Consider the following 21,197-nt stretch of genomic DNA (forward strand, 5'->3'; position numbering starts at 1 on the left):
GGCCGCCCGCCGGAAGGTCAGCCGGCGTCCGGCAGCGCACGTCCGACGATCGCGTCCAGCCCGGCCGCCGCGGGCAGCGTGCCGAAGGAGTGCCCCCAGTCGCCGCCCAGCCGGGTCGCGCAGAAGGCGTCGGCGACCGCGGACGGGGCGTGCCGCACGAGGAGGGAGCCCTGCAGCGTCAGGGCCATCCGCTCCACCAGCCGCCGCGCGCCCGCCTGCGAGCCCTCCGCCAGCTGGTCCTCGAGCCCGGCCACGGCGGCGTCCAGCCGGGCGTCCGCGCCGCGCGTCAGCGCGAGTTCCTCGAACAACGCCTGCGCGGTGGCCGGATCCCGGCCGAGTGCCCGCAGCACGTCGAGCGCGTTGACGTTGCCCGAGCCCTCCCAGATCGACAGCAGCGGGGCCTCGCGGTAGTGCCGGGGCATACCGGAGTCCTCGACGTAGCCGTTGCCGCCCAGGCACTCCAGGGCCTCGGCGGTGAACGCCGGTCCCCGCTTGGTGACCCAGTACTTGCCGACCGCCGTCGCGATCCGGCGGAACGCGGCCTCCCCGGCGTCCCCGCGCACCGCGCGGTCGGCCGCCCCGGCCAGGCGCAGGGTGAGCGTCGTGGCGGCCTCGGACTCCAGCGCCAGATCGGCCAGCACATTGCGCATCAGCGGCTGGTCCACCAGCCGCGCCCCGAACGCGCTGCGGTGCCGCGCGTGGTGGCCGGCCTCGACGAGCGTCTTGCGCATCAGCGCCGCCGACATCATCACGCAGTCCAGCCGGGTGCAGTTGACCATCTCGATGATGGTCTTCACACCCTGCCCCTCCGGGCCGACCAGCCAGGCGACGGTCCCGTCGAACTCGGGCTCGGAGGAGGCGTTGGAACGGTTGCCCAGCTTGTCCTTCAGCCGCTGCACGCGGAAGGTGTTGCGGGTGCCGTCGGGCAGCACGCGCGGCACCAGGAAGCACGAGAGGCCGCCGGGGGCCTGCGCCAGCACCAGGAACACGTCGCACATCGGCGCCGACGTGAACCACTTGTGCCCGCGCAGGGTGTAGACGCCCGGCTCGGCCGTCGGAGCGGCCGACGTCGTGTTGGTGCGGACGTCGGAGCCGCCCTGCTTCTCGGTCATCCCCATCCCGGCCAGCAGCCCGCGCTTGCCGGCCGGGACGCGCAGCCCCGGCTCGTACTCCCGGCTGGTCAGCCCCGGCTCGTACACCTCGGCCAGCTCCGGCTGCCGGCGCAGGGCCGGCACCGCCGCGTACGTCATGGACGTCGGACAGCCGTGCCCCGCCTCGGTGTGCCCCCACACCAGTCCCTTCGCGGTGCGGACGACATGGGCGCCGGGACGGTCGTCCGCCCAGGGCGCGGCGGCCAGCCCCTCGGCGACGGCCGCGCCCATCAGGTGATGCCAGCTGGGGTGGAACTCGACCTCGTCCACGCGGTTGCCGTACCGGTCGTGGGTGCGCAGCTCGGGCTCGTGGCGGTTGGCCTGGTCGCTCCACTCCTGCACCTGCGCGCTGCCGGCCAGCCTGCCGACCCGGCGCAGCTCCCCCTCGGCCCAGCCGCCGCCCTCCCGTCGCAGGCCCTCCAGCAGGGCGGTGTCCTCGGAGGCGTCGTACGGGGTCAGGGGAGGGGGCTGGTTGGTGACGTCGTGGGTGGCGCCGCCGTGTGCGCCGAAGTCCTGCCGCGGCTCGTCCGCGAGTGTGGTGGCCATACCACGAGTGTTGCACTATTCGTACGGCCGCAGCAATCATGCAACATCATGATCGGCGCCGTAGAGTACCCGTCCATGCGGAGGAACGACCCGGACGACCCCCGGCCGCGCCCGCTGTCCGCGCGGTCGGTCGTGCTGAGCCTGCTGCTGGGCACCCACCCGCCGGAGCTCCCGGCGAGGGAACTGGGGCGGCTGGTGGAGGGCTTCGGTATCGGAGGGTCCACGCTCCGCGCGGCGCTCAGCCGGATGGTCGCCGCCGGTGACCTGCGGCGAACGGACGCCGGCTACCGCCTCAGCGACCGGCTGCTCGAACGCCAGCGCCGCCAGGACGAGTCCCTGGAACCGCGCACACGCGCGTGGGACGGTGACTGGGAACTGGTGGTGGTCACCGCCTCGGGCAGAAGCCCCGCCGAACGCGCGGATCTGCGCACCCGGCTGGCCGCCCTCCGCCTCGCCGAACTCCGTGAGGGGGTGTGGCTGCGCCCCGCCAACCTGGAGCGCCCGCTGCCCGCCGCCCTCGACGAGGTGGCCGAACGCGGCACCGCCCGCCCGGGCCGGCCCGCCGCCGAACTCGCCGCGCGCCTGTGGCCGCTGGACACCTGGTCGGACGCGGCCCGCGCGCTCCTCGGGCACGTCGGCCGCGCCACGGGCCCCGCCGAGCGGCTCGCCGCGTTCGCCGCCGTCGTACGGCATCTGCTCGCCGATCCCGTCCTGCCCCCGGACCTGCGGCCGGACGGCTGGCCGGGCGACGCGCTGCGGTCCGCCTACGCCGGGTACCGGGGGGAGCTGACGGGCGGGGCGCGCTCCCGCGCGGGCGGCGCGTGACGGCGGACAGGGCCCGGTCAGCCGTACGAGGCGCCGCGCGGGACGCCTCGTACGACCGCCACCCGTGGGGGGCTACCGGTAGGTGATGTCCGACGACGCGTACTTGCAGTACGAGCTGTCGGGGCCCGAGCCGTTGCTGCTCGGCTCGTCACCGTCGTCGTTGCCGATGTACTTCTGGCACGGGATGATCTTCTTGCTGCCGTCCCCGATGATCGTGATGTTCCGCAGGGTCGCGCTGTCGCCGTAGTTGGTGTTGATGCCGGCGATCCTGCCGCCCTTCCAGTTCACCTCGATGGTGTTGAGGTTGATCGTCCGCTTGTACTGCGTGGAGCAGTTGCCGCAGGAGCGGACGAAGGTGCCGAAGTTCTTGACCGCGAAGTTCGACACGTTCAGCGTGCCGGCGCCGTTGAACTGGAACACCTTGTCGCTGGCTTCCTTGGCGCCGCCGCCGCTGACGGTGTACACCGACCCGGACGACTTGCCCTTGAAGGTGGCGGCGTCCTCGCCGACGTCCTCCCACCAGACGTTCTGCAGCGTGCAGGAGCCCTTGCAGTGCACGCCGTCGGCCGCGGGGGCGCCCAGGATGACGTTCTTCAGGACCGCGCCGTCCGCCAGTTCCAGGATCGGGCCCTGGTCCTCGTCCTGGCTGCCGGAGCCCAGGTCGCCGGTGCCGTAGAGGCGCTTCATCGCGTAGTCCTTGGTGCCGGACACGGAGATGGTGGAGGAGACGCCCTGGCTGCCGTTGGCGGTGGGCCAGGTGGCGGCGCTCGCCGGGGACGCGCCGGTAGTCATGACCATGCCAACCGAGAGTCCCAGGGTGGCGAGTGCGCCCGTCAGTGCGCGAGCGCGTGGTCGTTTCGCGGAAGTCATGTCGTTCCTTCTGTCGTGGTGTGGGGGTACGAGCATGTACGTGAACGACGTTCGTGGAACTGTGCGGCGCGTGGTTCGAATCCGCGAACCGGTCACGCTGCTGAACGGGAAACGTATGGGGTAAGCGCTTTCTAGTCAACGGCTCGCGTGGGTCACATTCGGCCAGGAAACGCGGACGCCGGCGGCCCGGGGTGCGAGGGGCACCCCGGGCCACCGGCGTGGGCGACGGACGGTGACGGGCTCAGACGGAGCGGTGGTACGGGTCCGGTACATGGACCTCGCCGCCCAGCTCGCGGGCCGCGTGCCGGGCCCACGAGGGGTTGCGGAGCAGCTCGCGGCCGAGGAACACCGCATCCGCCTCGCCGTTGGCCACGATCTTCTCCGCCTGCTCGGCGTCGGTGATCATCCCCACGGCCGCGACCGGCAGCGCCGTCTCGTCGCGCACGCGCGTGGCGAAGCGGACCTGGTAGCCGGGGCCGGTCGGGATGCGGACGCCGGCGGCGTTGCCGCCGGTGGAGACGTCGAGCAGGTCGACGCCGTGGGCGTGCAGGTCGGAGGCGAAGCGGACGGTGTCGTCCGGGGTCCAGCCCGCATCCTCCAGCCAGTCCGTGGCCGAGATCCGGAAGAACAGCGGCTTGTCGTCCGGCCACTCCTCGCGCACGGCGTCGACCACCTCGAGCGCGAACCGCGTCCGGTTCTCGTACGAACCGCCGTAGGCGTCGGTGCGGCGGTTGGAGTGCGGGGAGAGGAACTCGTTGATCAGATAACCGTGGGCGCCGTGCACCTCGGCGATCTCGAACCCGGCGGCGAGCGCCCGCCGTGCGGCCGCGCGGAACTGTCCGACGATGTTCCGGATCTCCTCGGCGGACAGCTCGTCCGGCACCGGGTGACGCTCGTCGAAGGCGACCGGGCTCGGGGCCATCGGCTGCCAGCCGTGACCGTCGGGGCCGACCGGCGCGCCGCCCTTCCAGGTGCGCTCGGTCGACGCCTTGCGTCCCGCGTGGGCGAGCTGGATGGCGGGGACGGTGCCCTGTGCGGTCAGGAAGCGGGTGATCCGGCGGAAGGCCTCGACCTGGGTGTCGTTCCAGATCCCGAGGTCGTACGGCGAGATCCGGCCCTCCGGCGACACGCCGGTGGCCTCGACGACGATCAGGCCGGTGCCGCCGGCCGCGCGGGCGGCGTAGTGCGCGAAGTGCCAGTCGTTGGGCGCGCCGGTGTCAGGGCCCTCGGGTGCCGCCGAGTACTGGCACATCGGAGCCATCCAGACCCGGTTGGGCACGGTCACATCGCGCAGGGTGTACGGCTCGAACAGCGTGCTCACGGTGGGCTCCATTCGGCGGGACCGGGATTGGTAGGCTCGTACGATAAGCATCGTAATACGGGGGATGTCAAACTACGACGACTCTCGTACGATGAAGGTTCCCGGACCGAATGCGAGCCACCGTGACGACCGCCTCCTCCGCCCCCAGCAGCCGCGCTCTGCCGCACCCGGTGTGCGAGGAGATCCGGCTGGAAGGCGTGCTGCACGCGCTCTCCGACCCCGTTCGGCTGCGGATCGTGCGCCGGCTCGCGGCCGAGGGCGTCGAACTGTCCTGCTCCCACTTCGACCTGCCGGTCACCAAGTCCACCACCACGCACCACTTCCGGGTGCTGCGGGAGAGCGGCGTGATCCGGCAGACCTACGAGGGCACCGCCAAGATGAACGGCCTCCGCCGCACGGACCTGGACGGCCTCTTCCCCGGCCTCCTCGACGCCCTCCTCGCGGCGGCCGCCCGCCAGGAGGCCCGCCACGGCGTGCGGTGACGTCATCCGGTCGCCGGGCGTCCGGTGAGCCGCCGGGGCTGTGCACGCTCCGCTGACAGGGTGCCGTCCGCCGTCCCGGGTGCGTGTTCTGCGGGAGGAAACTGATCACACGGTTACGTTGCGTGTGTGCTTGAGGCATCTTTCCTTCATCTTTGCGATCGCTCTCCGGCGGAGGGAGCGGTGTCCGTGTGGCCCGCGTGGGAGGTGCGGGAGGGGGAGCGTGCGACGCGGTGGCTCCATGTGCGGCTGGCCTTCGCCGACGGAGCCCGGATCGACGCGCTGGTGACGGTGTGCGAGGGCTGGGTGTGCGTCGAGGACGTACGGGCGCGGCCCGCGCTGGCACTGGAGGACCTGGCCCTGTTCGCCGACTGGATCGAGGGACCGCTGGCACAGGCCTGCGGTGCCGAGACCGAGCCGGACGCCGGGGACGACGCCGGCACGGGGGCGCACCGGCAGCGGCCCGCGCCGGCGACGGGCCCTCTCGAGCGGGGGCTCGTGGCACGGGCGTACCGCACGGCGCAGGAGAAGGGAGCCGATCCCGTTCTCGCGGTGATGGACGAGACGGGATACAGCCGGCGCGGCGCGCTCAGGCTCATCGGCCGGACGCGCGACGCGGGCCTGCTGCCCGCGCGGCACGCCCGGCGCTGAGCCGGCCGGCCGGGGCCGGCGGCCTGGCTGCGGATCGCCGGGTGCGGGCGTGCCGTCACATCAGGTTGCGCATCCGGCTGATCTCGCTGGTCTGCTGGGCGACGACGTCGTCCGCCATCTCCTCCATCACGAGGTTGTTGCCCTCCCCCTTCACCTCGGTGGACATGGTGATCGCCCCCTGGTGATGAGTGATCATCAGGGTGAGGAAGAGCTGGTCGAACGCCGCGCCGTCGGCCGCGCTCAACTGCTTCAGCTGGGCCTGCGTGGCCATCCCCGGCATCGTCGCGTGGTCGTGTGCGTGCCCGTCGTCCCGCTCCGTCCTGCCGTGGCTCTTCAGCCACGCCTTCATCGCCTTGATCTCGGGCCCCTGCGCGGCCGCGATGCGCTCCGCCAGCTTGACGATCTTCTTCGACTCGGCGCGGTCCGGAGCCAGTTCGGTCATCTCGAGGGCCTGCGCGTGGTGCTCGATCATCATCCGCGCGTACGTCACGTCCGCGGAGTTGGGGGAGTCGTCCTCCGCGCGCTGCCGCTGGGCCTCCTCGGCCGACAGGGTCCGGTTGGCCTCCCCGGGCCCGCCCGGCGCGATGACCGAAGGCCCGCTCCCGGCAGCCCGATCGGCGCCGTCGGTGTCCGAGTCGCAGCCCACGAGCCCGAGTACGGCCAGGGCGGTCAGCCCGGCCGCGACGACGGACACGCGTGACGCACGGCGGTAGTGCACAAGGACCTCCTGTGACTGGCGGCAACCCCCGTCGGGGCTGGGGCACATGACACCTCGTGAGTGTCGACGACCGTCCTAGCACGCTTCCGCACGTCAGTGATCGAAAAACTTCATTGCAAGTGTGTTGCCCTCTGTTGGTATGTGCATGCCGAAGACGATACTGCCGGAGCGAAAACCGTTCCGACGCGAACGGAACCAGGGAGGAAAAACAGTGATCCTGTTGAGCGTTTCCCGAAATCGGCGCAGACGCCTGGGAGTCGCGGCGGCGGCCGGCGGCCTGCTGGCCGCGCTGCTCACCGCCGCGCCGGCCGCGGCGATCCCCGACCCCGGGGACTCGCCCGCCGCCGAGAAGGAGGTTTCCCGCAGCGACCAGGCCGAGGCGCGCCGCGCCATCGAGAGCGGCGAGATACCCGCACAGGACGAGGTCGTCCACTCCGACAACATCCGGCATGTGGCGCACATCCCCAAGGACGTGCTGTCCGGCACCAACTCGGACCTGGCCTTCCAGGGACGCTACGCCTTCGCCGGCAACTACGACGGGTTCCGCATCTTCGACATCAGCAACCCGAAGGCGCCGAAGACGGTGGCCCAGGTGCTGTGCCCCGGCTCGCAGAACGACATCTCCGTCTCCGGCGATCTGCTGTTCCTGTCCACCGACTCCTCGCGCAGTGACGACAGTTGCAACAGCACCACACAGCCGGCGACCGAGAAGTCCTCGTGGGAGGGCATGAAGGTCTTCGACATCAGCGACAAGCGCAACCCGCGCTACGTCGCCGCCGTCGAGACCGCCTGCGGTTCGCACACCCACACGCTGGTGCCCGAGCGCAAGAACGTCTACATCTACGTCTCCTCGTACTCGCCGAACGCGGCCTACCCGGACTGCCAGCCGCCGCACGACGGCATCTCCGTCATCAAGGTGCCGCGCAAGGCCCCGCACAAGGCGGCGCTCGTCGGCTTCCCGGTGCTGTTCCCGGGTGAGGGTCCCGACGGCGGCGGCAACCCCGGCGGACCCACCAACCCGGGTGTCTCCAAGACCACCGGCTGCCACGACATCACCGTGCTGCCCTCGAAGGACCTGGCCGCCGGTGCCTGCATGGGCGACGGCATCCTGTTCTCCATCAAGGACCCGGAGCGTCCGCGGGTGATCGACCGGGTGCAGGACAACGTCAACTTCGCGTTCTGGCACTCGGCGACCTTCAACCAGAAGGCGAACAAGGTCGTCTTCACCGACGAGCTCGGCGGCGGCGGCGCCGCCACCTGCAACGCGGAGGTCGGCCCGGACCGCGGCGCGGACGGCATCTACGACATCGTCGGCAAGGGCGACAAGCGCGAGCTGGTCTTCCGCAGCTACTTCAAGATCCCCCGTCACCAGGCGGACACCGAGAACTGCGTCGCCCACAACGGCTCGCTGATCCCGGTCAAGGGCAAGGACCTGATGGTCCAGGCCTGGTACCAGGGCGGCGTCTCCGTGTGGGACTTCACCAACTCCTCGAAGCCGAAGGAGATCGCCTACTTCGAGCGCGGTCCGCTCTCCACCGAGGACCTCGTCACCGGGGGCTCCTGGTCGGCGTACTACTACAACGGCTACATCTACTCGAACGACATCGCCAAGGGCTTCGACGTCCTGAAGATCGACGACCGGCGTACGGACCCGGCCCGCTGGGTCCACCTGCGGGAGCTCAACACACAGACCCAGCCGGACTACTTCGACTGAGCGTCCGGCTGCGGCCCGGTCGAGAAGAACCGGGCCAGGTCCGCTCCGCACGTCCCGCCGGGCACCTCGGTGTCCGGCGGGACACCCGCCTCCCAGTCGAGCCGGTAGCGCTTGAACAGCTCCGCCCGCAGTACGGGGACCGGCATGGGCGCGCCCGGCATCAGGGCCGCGTACACGGCGCCCATCAGCAGGGCGCGCAGCATCGGGTAGTCCGCGTCGACGTCGTCCGAGCCGTGCCGGGCGACGGTGTCGCGCAGCAGTTCCGCCAGGCGCCGCTGTTCGGGGCAGGGCAGGAAGCCCTCGGCCTGCAGCAGTCCGGCCATGTGCTGGCGCATCAGCACCGGCCGGTCCCGCGCCAGACCCAGGATCGCGTCGATCGCCCGTGCCATCCGCTCCCGGCCGTCCTCGGTGTGCGGTTCCCGCTCCAGGGCCTCCTCCAGGGTGCGGTGCATCAGCCGGTGCACGGCGGACTGAAGGAGCTGGCGCTTCCCCGGGAAGTAGTACGAGACCAGGCCCCGCGCGGAACCGGCCCGGTCGGCTATGTCGCCCAGCGTCGTCGCCTCGTACCCGTGCTCGCCGACCAGCTCGACCGCGGCGTGCAGGAGCCGCTCCTTCGAACGCCTCCGCAACTCTTCATTGACCAGGGCGCTGCGCGGGGACATGCTGGACTCCTGCGTTGACTGGCTGGCAGCCAACTATACTCAACGCGTCCGGCGAGGCCCCCTGGCGGGCCTCTTCGGGGTGCCGTTCATCTCGGGCGACGCGGGGGATCGTCCGAGATGAGCGGTGGCCGGGCAGCGGCGCCTGTGGAACTCCACCGCCGCCAGCACCAGCAGGGCGCCCAGCAGCCAGCCGCCCAGGACGTCCGTGGGCCAGTGGACGCCCAGCCAGACCCGGGTGAGGCCCACGCCGGCCACGGAGACGACCGCCACCGCCAGCGCCGTACGCCACAGGACGCGGGGCGCTCCGTGACGGTGCAGCAGCCACAGCAGCAGGCCGCAGACGACCGTCGCGGTCATGGCGTGCCCGGACGGGAACGCGGCGTAGTGCGCGGAGTCCACCGGGTCGGGCCAGGTCGGGCGGGCGCGGTCCAGGGCGGCCTTGAGGCCCTGTTGAACGGCTGTGCCGACGGCGACGGTCAGAAGCAGCCAGAGTGCCGTCCAGCCGTCCGCGTAGCGGCGGAGCAGCAGGACGGCCGTCGCCCCGCAGAGGATCCGCATCGTCCAGGGGTCCCAGATCCAGTCCGTCAGGATGCGGGACGTCTGGGTGAGCGCCGGCTCCTCGACCGCCCAGCGGTGGGTGGTGCGGGCGATGCCCGCGTCCAGGTCGAGCAGGGGGCGCCATTCGATGCCGACGAGCGTGAGCAGGAGGGCCGAGCACAGGGCGAGGAGGCTGGTGGGGAGATGGGGTGTGCGGCGCTGCCTCGGGGGTTCGGGCGGGGAGTCGGTGTGGGGGGTGTGCATGGGTCGATCCTCGCGGAACGGGTGTGTGCGGGGCCAGTGTCCGCGGCGCTCGGCGTCGGTGTGGACCGGAGGCGGGCCGCGCTGCCCGGCGCCTGCGGGGTGCCGTCGCGCGCCGTCCCCCGCAGCGGCACGACTGCCCGCGGCCGGCGGGGCGTGCGGCCGCGGTTGCCCGCGGAGGGCGGAGGGTGTGGTCGGGGGCAGGCCGTCGTGGTTGTTCAGCCGAGGGCTCTCAAGCCCGGGGTGACGGCGATCAGGACGGGGATCGTCGGGATCAGGGACGCCACCGCCGTGAGGCGTAGCCGGTGGGCCGGGGTGAGGCGGTTCTCGGGGGTGAGGAGGCGGTGGACGCGGGCCGGGACGTGGGTTCCGGGGGTGGTGAAGACCCCGCGGTCCTCGTTGAGTTCCACCAGCGCCAGTGCCGTGGTCAGCCGGCCGAAGCGGCGGGACGCCATGTCGTCGGCGGCGAGTTCGACCAGCCGGTGCATCTCGTCGCGGAACGCCGCGAACACCGGCACCTGCGGGAAACCGCCCGCCAGCGCCGAGGAACAGTGCCGCAGCCAGTCGTGCCGGGCCTGCGCGTGCCCCCGCTCATGGGCGAGGACGGCGTCCAGCTGTCTGCCCTTCAGCCGGCGCAGCGCGGCCGTGGTGACGACCAGCCGGGGCGGGGTGCCGGGCAGCCACCAGGCGTCGGGCCGCTCACCCTCCAGGACCACGAGCCGCTCGGAGTTCGCCTGCTCCCCGGGCAACAGCGGCGCCCGCACCCGCAGTTCGGCCCGGCGTGCCCGGCGCCGGGCGCGGGCCCGTACGACCTCGCGGACCAGCATCGCCGCGCTCCACAGCCCGCCGGACGCCAGCGTCACCGCGGTGGTCTGCGCCAGGAGCCCGGCCGTGCCGAGCGTGTACGCCTCCACGACCGCACGGGGCGCGGTGGCGAACACCCGGCCACCCACCGCCCGCCAGGCGGCCGCCGCGCTGAACGTCATCGAGAGCGCGCAGCACAGCAGCACCGCCGCGATCACGCACTGCCACGCCCACAGCGCCACCACCGGTTCACGGTCCGGCCAGTCGGCCCGGGCCAGCAGCCGGGGACCCAGGACGGCGGTCAGGACACCGAGCATCAGCAGGGCCGCGGGGAGGATCATGTCCGCAGCCTATGAGCGCGGGCCGTCCGGAACACGGTCACCGGCGCCGAAGTGACGCAGGCAACGGTCCGCCCTCACAGCGTCAGCAGCATCGCCACCATCGCGATCCCCATGGACAGCCGGCAGGCCCGCGCCAGCTCCGGCCGGTCGCCCCAGCCGGCAGCGGCACCCGCGCCCCCCGTCGCGGAGGCCCCGGGCACCAGCCGTACGCCGGTGGCGAGCACGTACGCCGTGAAGTAGAGCAACAGCGCCCCGGTGAGCAGGGGTACGCCGGCCCCGCCGTGCCCGTGGGCGCCACCCCGCCCCGTGGCGGCCATGGTCACCGCCATGTACACCATCGCCCCGGCACCCATCAGATGGTGCAGATGCCGCGCCCCGCCGCGGGCCGTCCACAGCGCGTGCAGCCCCGCCGCGCCGAACACCACCGCGAGGGCCGGCCAGGCCCAGCCGGGTGGTGTGAGCACCGCCGCCGGCACGGCCATCACGGCCATGCCGAAGCCCATGAGCGCCTCGCCGCCCGCGGCGCGGCGCTGCTCCACCACATGGCTGCGCATGCGCAGCAGACAGTAGGCGCCGGTCGCCGCGCAGAGCGCGACCAGCAGCCAGCCGGACGACGCCGGTCCGTGCACCCCGAACCTCCCCCTCGCCCCGCCGGACGGTCGTCCATGGCATGCCCGGTCCCGGCCGCGGACACCCGGGCGCACGGGAGTGAGAAGGGAGCGTGCGGGGAGCGCGGCCGGGCGGGCCATATATTTCACAGGTAAAACACCTGTTAACCTTGTTCTTCATGAGCAGTGCGACCCCCACCCCTACCGCCCCACGGCCCGCCCGGCGCCTCCCGCTCGCCGCCCCGCTGCGCCTCGGGCGGCCCTCCGACATCTGGTTCAAGCCCGCCCTCAGCGTGGTCGCCGCGGTCGCACCGCCCAGCCTGCTCCTGGTGGCGCTCGGCCGCCTGGACCTCGCGATGTACACCATGGCGGGCTCCCTGTGCGCCCTCTACGCCCACAACCTTCCGTACGCCGCCCGGGCCAGGGCGCTCGCGTGGGTGGTGCTCGGCATGCTCGGCGGCCTCGCCGCGGCCCTGGTCACCGCCTCCCTCACCACGAACGCCGTGGTCCTGGTCACCGTCGGCGCCGTACTGGCCGCCGTGCAGAAGGCGCTGTGCGACGCCACCCGCATCGGCCCGCCCGGCCACGTGATCCTCACCTTCGTCAGCTCCGCCGCGCTGTTCGTGCCCCAGACCCCCGGCCAGGTCCCCGGCCACCTCGCCCTCGCCACCGCGGCCGGCGCCTGGGCCTACCTCGTGGGCATGGCGCCCGCACCGCTGCGGCCGCACGGCCCCGAACGCCGCGCCACCGCCCGCGCCCTCAACGCCGCCGCCGCGTACGCCCGCGCGGGCGGCACCGGTGAGCGCACGGCCGCGTACGCCGCCGTACACACCGCGTGGCAGTCCCTCCTCTCCGCCGGCGACCGGCCCTCCGCGACCCGCCGCGCCCTCGAACGGCTCGTGGTCCGTGCCGAGGTCGCCCTCGCCGCGCCCGCCGACGCCGACCCCGTACGGCTGCGCGCCTGGGCGCGCGCCCTGCGCGGCACCGGAGCCGTCCCGCCCACCGACGACCCCCGCGCGGACGCCGCCGAACTTCTCGGCGTCGCCACCGAGCGAGCCACCCCGACCCGGCCCCTGTGGACCAGGCTCGGCCCGCTCACGCCCATCGCCGTACGCACCGCGCTCGGCTGTGCCCTCGCCGGCTACGTCTCCCTCGCCCTCGGTGTCGGCCGCCCCTACTGGGCCCTGGTCACCGCCGCCTCGCTCTACCAGGTCAACATCACCCTCACCTGGAGCCGGGCCGTCCAGCGGGTCGTCGGCAACCTCGCCGGCGTGCTGCTCTTCGCCGCAGTCGTCCCCGTCGCCCACCTCGGCCCGCTCGCCCTCGTGCTCTGCTGCCTGCTGTTCAACTTCGGCGCCGAGGCGCTCATCGGCCGCAACTACTGGCTCGGCAGCGTCTGCGTGACCCCGCTGGCGCTGCTCGTCACCGAGTTCGCCGGATACCAGCGGCCCGGTGAACTGATCACCGACCGCGCGGTGGACACCCTCGTCGGCGCCGTGGTCGGCTTCGCCGCCGCCGTGGCCGTCACCAACCGGCGGGCGGGCGACCGCGTGGAACGGGCCCTCGTCACGGCCGACCGCGCGCGCGAACACGCCGCCCGCCTCCTCGCCGGGCCCCGGCCCGCCCCCGCCGTCCTGGACGCCGCCCGCCGTGACCTCGCGGCCGCCCTGGTCGACCTGAGGGCCACCGCAGACGCCGCGTCCGGCGAGTGGTGGCACCGTGCGCCGGCCCAGGAGCGGGTCGTGCTCGCCGAGCAGACCGGACACCGTACGCTCGCGGCGACGGTACGACGCCAGGGGCTGCTCCCGGACCCCGGCGCGAGCACGAACACGGAGGACGTACGGCCATGACGGCGACCGAAGGACCAGCGGCGGCCGACGGCGGCGGACCGGCGGCGGACGGGGAGTCGCCCGACGGCCCACGGGGCGACACCGTCGCCGCCGTCGTCCGGCAGTGGCGAGCCGTCCACCCCGGCCTCGACACCGGACCCATGGAGGTCATCGGCCGCATCAACCGCTGCGCCGCCCTCCTGCAGCAGGCGGAGGACGCCCCGCTGCGCCGTGCCGGCCTGACCCGTCCGGAGTTCGACCTGCTGGGCGCGCTGCGCCGCACCGGTCATGAGCTCACCCCGAGCGAGCTGGCCCGCGAGACCTTCTCCTCGGGGGCCGCCGTCACCAAACGCCTCAAGCAGCTCAGCGAGCGCGGACTGGTCGAACGGCGCGGCGACACCCGCGACCGCAGGGTCGCCCATGTCCGCCTCACCGACTCCGGACGCGACCTGGTCGACGGCATCCTGCCCGCGCAGCTCGCCTACGAGACCGCCGTACTGTCCGGTCTGGACAGCACGGAACTCGGCGAGCTCGCCGCTCTGCTCGGCGAACTCCTCGGCCAGCTGGAAGGACGCCTGGGCGCCCTGCGGGCCTGAGCCGGGCGTGCCCCCGGGCCCTAGATGCCCGGCCGGTACCGGAGCGGGTGCTGCTCCGGGATCTCCACCAGCACGATCGGCGTGCCGTCCGGGTCGGCGATCCACATCTCGAGCAGCCCCCACGGCTCCAGCAGCGGCGGACGGACGATGTCGACGCCCTTGCCCGCCAGCTCCTCGTGCGTGACCGCGATGTCCTCGACCTGGAGCCACAGCCGTACGTCCGGGGACGAGGGCGCCGCCGACGAGGAGCCCGCGCGGCCCGAGAGCTCCAGGAATCCGCCGCCGAGGAAGTAGACGGTGCCGCGCTCCGGGCCGGTGCCGAACTCGCGGTGGACGGCCAGGCCCAGCCGCTCCCCGTAGAAGGCGCGGGAACGGTCGGGGTCGGTGGGGCGGAGCAGGATGCGGCTGCTCAGTACATGCACCATGCGGCCGAGCGTAGTGGCCGGGTTACCCTCGATCCCGCCCGAGCCACGCCGGAAGGCGCCCAGGAGAACCGGAGACGTGCCCATGGATTCCGCCACCGACACCGCGCTGACCTTCCGCGACGCGACCGACGCCGATGTGGACGTCCTCGTCGCGCTGATCCAGTCGGCGTACCGGGGCGATGCCAGCAGGGCCGGGTGGACCACCGAGGCGGACATCCTCGAGGGGCAGCGGACCGACCCGGAGGGTGTGCTGGAGGTCATCGAGTCCCCGGACAGCCGGCTGCTCACGGTCGAGCGGGACGGTCGCGTCGTCGCCTGCTGCCAGCTCGAACACCGCGGCGCACACGCCTACTTCGGGATGTTCTCGGTCAGCCCCGCCCTCCAGGGCGCGGGACTGGGCAGGACGATCATCGCAGAGGCGGAACGTCGGGCCCGCGCGGACTGGGGTGTGAGCGAGATGCACATGACGGTGATCTCCGTGCGCGACGATCTGATCGCCTGGTACGAACGGCGCGGCTACCGCCGTACGGGCCGGACGACACCCTTCCCGTACGGCGACGAGCGCTTCGGCATCCCGCAGCGGGACGACCTGGAGTTCGAGCTGCTGGTGAAGGAACTGGTCTGACGCCTCACGCCGTGAAGCGGCCGGTGCGCTTGATCTCCGGATAGTCGGTGGTGGCGCCGTCGAGTCCCAGGGCGCGCACCAGCCGGAGGTGGTCCTGGGTGTTCACCACCCAGCCGAAGATCCTCAGCTCGGCCTTCCGCGCCTGCTCGACGATCTCCAGGGTGAGCCGGCGGATGTTGAGACAGACGGCCCCCGCCCCGGCCGTGACCGCCCGCTCCACGACGTCCGTGCCGTAGCGGCTCGCCACGAGTGCCGTACGGACGCCGGGCACCAGACGGGCGATCTCCGTGATCGCCTCGTCGTGGAACGAGGACACTTCGACCCGGTCGGTCAGATCCCGCGCGTTCATCACCCCGGCCAGCGCACGGGCCGCCTGGACGTCCTTGATCTCGGCCTGCAGAGGCGCCCGTACGGCGTCGAGCACCTCCTCGAAGACGGGAATCCGCTCGCCCCGTCCGGCGTCCAGGGCACGCAGCTCGGCGAGCGTCCTGTCGGCGATCGCGCCCGTGCCGTCGGTGGTGCGGTCCACCTCGGCGTCGTGCATGACGACGAGTGCGCCGTCCTTGCTCAGATGGAGGTCGAGTTCGATGACGTCGAGGCCCGACTCCTGGGCGGCGACGAAGGAACGGAGGGTGTTCTCGGGTTCGACACCCATGATTCCGCGGTGACCGATGGTGAGGAAGTTCAAGGTGCGACTCGCTTCCGTCGACGGCGGCGGGGGGCCGTCCCTACGGCCCTCCTGGACCGTATCGCCTGTGCCCGCCGCGTCCAGAGGCTGAACCTCGATCGCGGGCACTGTCGCCCACCCGGGTGTCCGGCAGGAAAAAATGCGGCGAGAACCGGGGTGCGGCAGGATAATTTCCCGAGGTCCCCCTTGCTGGGAGAAACGGCGTATGTATACGGTCTCCTTACGCGAGGTTCTCCCGTGGAGGATGGGTTATGACGGAAATTCTTGTGCAGGTGGGTGTCGAGGGACAGGTTCCTTCGGCGACGAGGGTGGTGGAGCACCCGGCGTGGCCCGTGCTCAAGGATGCCGTGGAGCGGATCCGGCCCTGGCAGTCCAAGGACGGTTCGATCGACTTCGACGCCGAGGGCGCACCCTCCCGCGACGAGGCCGACGGCGCCGTGCGCGCCGTGATCGGCGCCGTCGGCGAGCTCGCCCCGCTGCTCCCGCACGACCGCGCCTATCACGAGGCGCTCGCCGGGGACCTGCGCCGCTGGGCCGACGGCGGCTTCGAGGTGCCCGACTTCCTCGACTCGCTGCTGGCCTTCCAGCCGGCCGCGCACCGCGAGGACGGCCTGCAGCACCTGGTCGTCTTCCCGATGTACACCCAGAACGGCAACCCGGACCGCAACCTCGAGGCGGTCGTGCTGCGCATGGTCTGGCCCGACTGGCTGGCCGAGCTGGAGCGCACCCGCTACGACAACCCGCTGTTCTGCGGCATCACCTTCGAGGACTTCACGGCGGGCTACGACACCAACTCCGCGGTCCTCTTCCCCGAGACCATCGCGGTGCGCGAGGCCCCCGAGCGGTTCACCTGGGGCGGCATCTTCTGCGACCGCGAGGCCGCCCGTTTCCGCCGCGTCACCGAGGCCGCCGTGAACATCCTGGGCCTGGAGCTGCCCGAGGACGTCGCCGCGCTGGTGCACGACCAGAAGCGCTGCGAAGAGGCTTTCGTGCTCTGGGACATGGTCCACGACCGCACCCACAGCCACGGCGACCTGCCGTTCGACCCCTTCATGATCAAGCAGCGCCAGCCGTTCTGGATGTACGGCCTGGAGGAGCTGCGCTGCGACCTCACCGCCTTCAAGGAGGCCGTGAAGCTGGCCGGCGACGGCGTTCCGCAGGCCCGTGACGTGCAGGTCGCGGTGCTCTTCGACCGCATGTTCCGCTTCCCCGTCACCGGCGCGCGCGTCCGCAACTACGACGGACTCGGCGGCCAGCTGCTCTTCGCCTACCTGCACAAGCACGACGTCGTCCGCTGGACCGACAACAGGCTCTCCATCGACTGGGAGCGCGCCCCGCAGGTCACCAACCAGCTGTGCGCCGAGATCGAGACGCTGTACCGCGACGGCATCGACCGCCCCAAGCTCGTCCACTGGTTCGCCGGGTACGAGCTGGTCTCCACCTATCTCTCCCCGCACCCGGGCTCCAGGTGGGCCAAGGGTCCCGACGCCCTCGACCTGACGCAGCCGCCGCGGAAACTCGTGGATGACGTGCTTCCGGACGAGTTTCCGCTGAGCATGTTCTATGAGGCACTGTCCAAGAAGCTGAAGAACGTGATCGCCGAGACCAAGGGCATCACGGCGGACGGTGCGGAGCGGGTCGCCGCGTGAGCGATCGCGATTCCACAACTGCTCAGGAGGCGAGGACCATGGGGAACGGGGCGCTCGAGGGCGCGGTGATCGCGGTGGCCGGAGCGGGCGGACCGGCGGGCCGGGCGGCGCTGCTCAGGCTGGCCGAGGCGGGGGCGACCGTCGTCGGCTCGGACAACGACCCGGAGCGGCTGGCGGAGGCCGTCGACGCGGCGCGCTACGCGCACGGCGGCGCCACCGTCACCGGTGACACCGTCGACCTGCTGGACCTGGGCTCCACCCGTGAGTGGGCCACCCGCGTCGAGAAGGAGTTCGGGCGGGTCGACGGCCTGGTGCATCTCGTCGGCGGCTGGCGCGGCAGCGAGACCTTCACCAAGACCAGCCTGGACGACTGGGACTTCCTGGAGCTGCTGCTGGTGCGCACCGTGCAGCACACCAGCCTCGCCTTCCACGAGGCGCTGCAGCGCAGCGAGCGGGGCCGGTACGTCCTGATCAGCGCGTCCGGCGCCACCAAACCCACCGCGGGCAACGCCGCGTACGCGGCCGGCAAGGCCGCCGCCGAGGCGTGGACGCTGGCCATGGGCGACTACTTCCGCAAGGCCGGGGGCGAGCAGGGGCCGACGTCGGCGGCTGCGATCCTGGTGGTGAAGGCGCTGGTGCACGACGCGATGCGCGCCGACCGCCCCAACGCGAAGTTCGCGGGCTTCACGGACGTCAAGGACCTCGCCGAGGCCATCGTCGGCGTCTGGGACAAGCCCGCCGCGGAAGTGAACGGAAACCGTCTGTGGCTGACCGAGAAGCCGTGAACCCGCCGAGGACCGACGCGCGTCGTCATCACGACCCGGACGTCCGCGGTTTCGCCAGCGACAACTACGCCGGGGTCCACCCGGAGGTCCTCGCCGCCCTGGCCGTCGCCAACGGCGGCCATCAGGTCGCGTACGGCGAGGACGCGTACACCGAGAACCTCCAGCAGGTGATCCGCAGCCACTTCGGACCCACCGCCGAGGCGTTCCCCGTCTTCAACGGCACCGGGGCCAACGTCGTCGCGCTCCAGGCGGTCACCGACCGCTGGGGCGCGGTGATCTGCGCCGAGAGCGCCCACATCAACGTGGACGAGGGCGGCGCCCCGGAACGGGTCGGCGGCATCAAGCTGCTCACCGTGCCGACGCCGGACGGCAAGCTCACCCCCGAGCTGATCGACCGGCAGGCGTACGGCTGGGAGGACGAGCACCGGGCGATGCCCCAGGTGGTCTCCATAGCCCAGGCCACCGAGCTGGGCACGGTGTACACCCCGGACGAGATCCGCGCCATCTGCGAGCACGCCCACGCGCACGGCATGAAGGTGCACGTCGACGGCTCCCGGCTGGCCAACGCGGCCGCCACGCTGGACGTGCCGATGCGCACCTTCACCAACGGCGTCGGCGTCGACCTGCTGTCCCTGGGCGGCACCAAGAACGGCGCGATGTTCGGCGAGGCGGTCGTGGTGATCGACCAGGACGCCGTCCGTCATATGAAGCACCTGCGCAAGCTCTCGATGCAGCTGGCGTCCAAGATGCGCTTCGTCTCGGTGCAGCTGGAGGCCCTGCTCGCCCGTGACCTGTGGCTGCGCAACGCCCGGCACGCGAACGAGATGGCGCAGCGGCTGGCCGAGGGCGTACGCGCCGTGCACGGCGTGGAGATCCTTCACGAGGTGCAGGCCAACGCGGTCTTCGCGCGGCTGCCGCACGACGTGAGCGAGCGGCTGCAGAAGCGGTTCCGCTTCTACTTCTGGGACGAGGCGGCCGGGGACGTGCGCTGGATGTGCGCGTACGACACGACCGAGGACGACGTGGACGCGTTCGTGGCGGCACTCAAGGAGGAGATGGCGCGCTGACATCTTGCATAAGTATGCGACTGATCGGAAATGCATTGACTGCCGGTCGGTCGCGTACCTATGCTCTGGCGGCATGCAGCTGATCCAGGAAACCCCGGACCTCTCCGCCTACTTGGCCGCCGACGAGGCGATCGACCATCACCATCCGCTGGTCCGTGAGACGGCGGCACGCCTCGCCGCCGGGGCGAACGACTCGTATGACTATGCGCGGGCGGCGTTCGAGTTCGTGCGTGACACCATTCCGCACTCACAGGACTCCGGCGATCTCCGGGTCACCTGGCGCGCCTCCGACGTCCTGGAACAGCGCACCGGCATCTGCTACGCCAAGGCCCACGCGCTGGCCGCACTGCTGCGCGCCGAGGACATCCCCACCGCGCTCTGCTACCAGAACCTCGGCGTCGTGCACGGCCTGATCGCCGTACGCTTCAACGCCGCCTGGCACCGCCAGGACCCCCGCGGCAACAAACCGGGAGTGGACGCGCGATTCTCCCTGACGGGCGAACACCTGGCCTTCGCACCGGACCCCGCGTCGGGCGAAGGCGACTGCCCGGTCCTGTACGCCGCACCGCACCCGGCGGTCCTGACCGCCCTGCGCACCGCCCCCGACCGCCCCCACCTCTGGCGAACCCTCCCCACCACACTCGCCGGCTGACCGCGAGCAGCCGCCCCGCCGCATCCGCAGTTCCGCCCACTCGTGCCGCTGGGGCGGCACGGGTGGGCGCGCCGGCACCCGGCACACGCCGGCGAGCAAACCCACCCCCGCCCCGCACCAGTTGACGGAGCCGGCGTTCCGCCCCCGCCACAGCGACACCCCCGCACGCCCGCTAGTCTGCCCGCCATGCATGACGGGGGAGACACAGAACAGACCGAGACGGAGACACGCCCGAGCCGCCTCGCCCGCCTGAGGCGACACCGGGTCCTCATCTCGGCCACGGCCCTGGCACTCGCCGCCACGGCGACAGCCGTCCCGCTGGTGATGGCGGACTCCACCGACACACCCCCCTGTCACCACATCGCCGCCTCGACCCGCGCACTCGCCGAGCACCCCACCGCCGCCACCCGAGCCCTGGACCCGGGCGACGACATGTCCCGCCTCCCGGCCGTACGCGCACTCATCGCCCACGAGCACCCGTGCGGCGACGGCGCGCAGGCACTCGGCGCCGTGGTGGAGGCCGCGACCCGCGCCCCGGGCCCCGGCACACCGCACACCGTGGCCCAGGCCCGCGCCGCCTATGCCGTCGTCGAGGTGCTGGACTGGGCCGAGGTCCCCGACGGGATGTCCCCCGGAGTCGCGAGGATGCTGGCCGACTACGTCGTGGACGAGGCCCGCTATCTGTCGTCCTCCGACGACGCCACCGGCCCGGCGGTGACCGGGGAGCAGGCCGCTCCGGACACGCGGGGCTGGACCGCGTACGGCCGTTTCCTCGCCCCCGGTGAGGCGCACGCCGACTTCGAGTACCGCGATCAGGTCTCGGGCGCGGAGACCCACACGGACCGTCTGATCGAGGAAGTAGCCCGCGATCCCGAGGCGTTCGCGATCCTCTACGACGCCGAGCGCGCGTACTTCGCCCACTACCTGGAACGGCTCACCGACCGGGGCGGCGACCCCGACTTCCGTTCCGAGGGCGGCACATCCCGTGACGCGTACACCTCGACGGCCACCACCTGGCCCGACAACGACCTCCAGGACATCGCCGAGCGGATCGGCGCCCTGATGAAACACCGCGCGGCGCACACCAGGGACGGCGCGATCCCCGACGTCGTCGCCTTCGACAAGGCCGTGGCCCGGCATACCCGCGGTTCCTACCGCGCCGCCTCCCGGCAGGTGACCAGCCGCCCGCCCATGGCCGACATCGCCGGCCGGCCGGTGTCCGGGCCGCTGCGCGGAGAGCCGACGGACGGCCGTCACCAGCTGCTCACGGTGCTCGACGCCTGGGCCGGGGCAAGGGACGTGCCCGAGACGCGGGCCTCGGCGATGCGCCGGATCGTCGACAACGCGTACGTGCGGGGAGTGTGGCTGAACTACTGACCGGGCCGGGCCGCCG

General features: G+C 72.4%; 22 protein-coding genes. 12 read left to right on the forward strand and 10 right to left on the reverse strand.

Annotation, left to right across the window (positions count from 1 at the left end; genetic code table 11):
- Window positions 1-17: 17 nt before the first annotated feature.
- The gene (locus tag IF28_RS0105260; protein ID WP_030214596.1) at window positions 18-1,697 is read right to left on the reverse strand and encodes an acyl-CoA dehydrogenase family protein; all 1,680 of its coding nucleotides are present in this window, start codon (window positions 1,695-1,697) and stop codon (window positions 18-20) included.
- A 75-nt stretch (window positions 1,698-1,772) separates the two neighbouring features.
- Between IF28_RS0105260 and IF28_RS0105265 the strand changes: the two genes are divergently transcribed.
- Window positions 1,773-2,522 carry a PaaX family transcriptional regulator C-terminal domain-containing protein gene (locus tag IF28_RS0105265; RefSeq protein ID WP_030214600.1) on the forward strand — a complete coding sequence of 250 codons (750 nt, stop codon included), beginning with the start codon at window positions 1,773-1,775 and terminating at the stop codon, window positions 2,520-2,522.
- Between the two features lie 72 nt (window positions 2,523-2,594).
- Here the strand turns inward: IF28_RS0105265 and IF28_RS0105270 are convergent, their stop codons facing one another.
- On the reverse strand, window positions 2,595-3,392 hold the full coding sequence (locus tag IF28_RS0105270; RefSeq protein ID WP_030214603.1) for a pectate lyase: 798 nt from the start codon (window positions 3,390-3,392) through the stop codon (window positions 2,595-2,597).
- Between the two features lie 241 nt (window positions 3,393-3,633).
- Window positions 3,634-4,713 carry an NADH:flavin oxidoreductase/NADH oxidase gene (locus IF28_RS0105275; protein ID WP_037892610.1) on the reverse strand — a complete coding sequence of 360 codons (1,080 nt, stop codon included), beginning with the start codon at window positions 4,711-4,713 and terminating at the stop codon, window positions 3,634-3,636.
- A 110-nt stretch (window positions 4,714-4,823) separates the two neighbouring features.
- On the opposite strand from IF28_RS0105275, the gene IF28_RS0105280 reads away from it, so the two are divergent.
- Together IF28_RS0105280 and IF28_RS0105285 are read left to right on the forward strand one after the other, a co-directional pair.
- Window positions 4,824-5,195: an ArsR/SmtB family transcription factor gene (locus IF28_RS0105280; RefSeq protein ID WP_030214608.1), complete on the forward strand. Its 372-nt coding sequence runs from the start codon at window positions 4,824-4,826 to the stop codon at window positions 5,193-5,195.
- Window positions 5,196-5,375: 180 nt separating this feature from the next.
- Window positions 5,376-5,843, forward strand: coding sequence for a DUF6214 family protein (locus IF28_RS0105285; RefSeq protein WP_030214610.1), 468 nt, complete (start codon window positions 5,376-5,378; stop codon window positions 5,841-5,843).
- 55 nt (window positions 5,844-5,898) lie between these two features.
- On the opposite strand, the gene IF28_RS0105290 is transcribed toward IF28_RS0105285, so the two are convergent.
- Window positions 5,899-6,561 (reverse strand): DUF305 domain-containing protein, encoded by a 663-nt coding sequence (locus IF28_RS0105290; protein ID WP_030214612.1) that lies wholly within the window; start codon window positions 6,559-6,561, stop codon window positions 5,899-5,901.
- Between the two features lie 211 nt (window positions 6,562-6,772).
- Here IF28_RS0105290 and IF28_RS0105295 point away from each other — a divergent pair, with 211 nt between their 5' ends.
- Window positions 6,773-8,275, forward strand: coding sequence for an LVIVD repeat-containing protein (locus tag IF28_RS0105295; protein ID WP_030214614.1), 1,503 nt, complete (start codon window positions 6,773-6,775; stop codon window positions 8,273-8,275).
- On the opposite strand, the gene IF28_RS0105300 is transcribed toward IF28_RS0105295, so the two are convergent.
- The 4 genes from IF28_RS0105300 to IF28_RS0105315 form a co-directional block, all read right to left on the reverse strand.
- Window positions 8,263-8,937 (reverse strand): TetR/AcrR family transcriptional regulator, encoded by a 675-nt coding sequence (locus IF28_RS0105300; RefSeq protein ID WP_030214616.1) that lies wholly within the window; start codon window positions 8,935-8,937, stop codon window positions 8,263-8,265. The two genes, IF28_RS0105295 and IF28_RS0105300, sit on opposite strands and share 13 nt — an antisense overlap.
- Before the next feature lie 39 nt (window positions 8,938-8,976).
- Window positions 8,977-9,738: a phosphatase PAP2 family protein gene (locus IF28_RS0105305; protein ID WP_078620852.1), complete on the reverse strand. Its 762-nt coding sequence runs from the start codon at window positions 9,736-9,738 to the stop codon at window positions 8,977-8,979.
- 215 nt (window positions 9,739-9,953) lie between these two features.
- Window positions 9,954-10,880 carry a M56 family metallopeptidase gene (locus tag IF28_RS0105310; RefSeq protein ID WP_030214621.1) on the reverse strand — a complete coding sequence of 309 codons (927 nt, stop codon included), beginning with the start codon at window positions 10,878-10,880 and terminating at the stop codon, window positions 9,954-9,956.
- Between the two features lie 74 nt (window positions 10,881-10,954).
- Window positions 10,955-11,509 (reverse strand): DUF5134 domain-containing protein, encoded by a 555-nt coding sequence (locus IF28_RS0105315; RefSeq protein ID WP_030214625.1) that lies wholly within the window; start codon window positions 11,507-11,509, stop codon window positions 10,955-10,957.
- Between the two features lie 158 nt (window positions 11,510-11,667).
- Here IF28_RS0105315 and IF28_RS0105320 point away from each other — a divergent pair, with 158 nt between their 5' ends.
- Window positions 11,668-13,338, forward strand: a complete 1,671-nt coding sequence (locus IF28_RS0105320; protein ID WP_030214628.1) for an FUSC family protein — start codon at window positions 11,668-11,670, stop codon at window positions 13,336-13,338.
- The gene (locus IF28_RS0105325) at window positions 13,335-13,913 is read left to right on the forward strand and encodes a MarR family winged helix-turn-helix transcriptional regulator (protein ID WP_030214631.1); all 579 of its coding nucleotides are present in this window, start codon (window positions 13,335-13,337) and stop codon (window positions 13,911-13,913) included. Before IF28_RS0105320 ends, IF28_RS0105325 begins: the two co-directional genes overlap by 4 nt.
- A gap of 20 nt (window positions 13,914-13,933) precedes the next feature.
- On the opposite strand, the gene IF28_RS0105330 is transcribed toward IF28_RS0105325, so the two are convergent.
- Entirely contained in the window at window positions 13,934-14,338 is a 405-nt protein-coding gene (locus IF28_RS0105330) for a VOC family protein (RefSeq protein WP_030214634.1), read from the reverse strand.
- Between the two features lie 82 nt (window positions 14,339-14,420).
- Between IF28_RS0105330 and IF28_RS0105335 the strand changes: the two genes are divergently transcribed.
- Window positions 14,421-14,963, forward strand: coding sequence for a GNAT family N-acetyltransferase (locus tag IF28_RS0105335; protein WP_030214638.1), 543 nt, complete (start codon window positions 14,421-14,423; stop codon window positions 14,961-14,963).
- A gap of 4 nt (window positions 14,964-14,967) precedes the next feature.
- Here IF28_RS0105335 and IF28_RS0105340 read toward each other — a convergent pair whose 3' ends face one another.
- Window positions 14,968-15,651, reverse strand: a complete 684-nt coding sequence (locus tag IF28_RS0105340; RefSeq protein ID WP_030214642.1) for a glycerophosphodiester phosphodiesterase — start codon at window positions 15,649-15,651, stop codon at window positions 14,968-14,970.
- Between the two features lie 251 nt (window positions 15,652-15,902).
- Here IF28_RS0105340 and IF28_RS0105345 point away from each other — a divergent pair, with 251 nt between their 5' ends.
- The 5 genes from IF28_RS0105345 (at window position 15,903) to IF28_RS0105365 (ending at window position 21,181) form a co-directional block, all read left to right on the forward strand.
- A complete protein-coding gene (locus tag IF28_RS0105345) occupies window positions 15,903-17,300 on the forward strand; it encodes a DUF6421 family protein (RefSeq protein WP_030214643.1) in 1,398 nt (465 codons plus the stop codon).
- A 38-nt stretch (window positions 17,301-17,338) separates the two neighbouring features.
- Window positions 17,339-18,085, forward strand: a complete 747-nt coding sequence (locus IF28_RS0105350; RefSeq protein WP_030214644.1) for an SDR family NAD(P)-dependent oxidoreductase — start codon at window positions 17,339-17,341, stop codon at window positions 18,083-18,085.
- Window positions 18,082-19,152 (forward strand): threonine aldolase family protein, encoded by a 1,071-nt coding sequence (locus tag IF28_RS0105355; RefSeq protein ID WP_030214645.1) that lies wholly within the window; start codon window positions 18,082-18,084, stop codon window positions 19,150-19,152. The genes IF28_RS0105350 and IF28_RS0105355 overlap by 4 nt, the downstream gene beginning before the upstream one ends.
- A 73-nt stretch (window positions 19,153-19,225) precedes the next feature.
- Entirely contained in the window at window positions 19,226-19,804 is a 579-nt protein-coding gene (locus tag IF28_RS0105360; RefSeq protein WP_030214646.1) for a transglutaminase domain-containing protein, read from the forward strand.
- A 186-nt stretch (window positions 19,805-19,990) separates the two neighbouring features.
- Window positions 19,991-21,181 (forward strand): hypothetical protein, encoded by a 1,191-nt coding sequence (locus IF28_RS0105365; protein ID WP_030214647.1) that lies wholly within the window; start codon window positions 19,991-19,993, stop codon window positions 21,179-21,181.
- The last annotated feature ends 16 nt before the right edge of the window (window positions 21,182-21,197 follow it).

Source organism: Streptomyces sp. NRRL WC-3626 (assembly GCF_000718785.1).
In the GTDB taxonomy this organism is placed as follows: domain Bacteria; phylum Actinomycetota; class Actinomycetes; order Streptomycetales; family Streptomycetaceae; genus Streptomyces; species Streptomyces edwardsiae.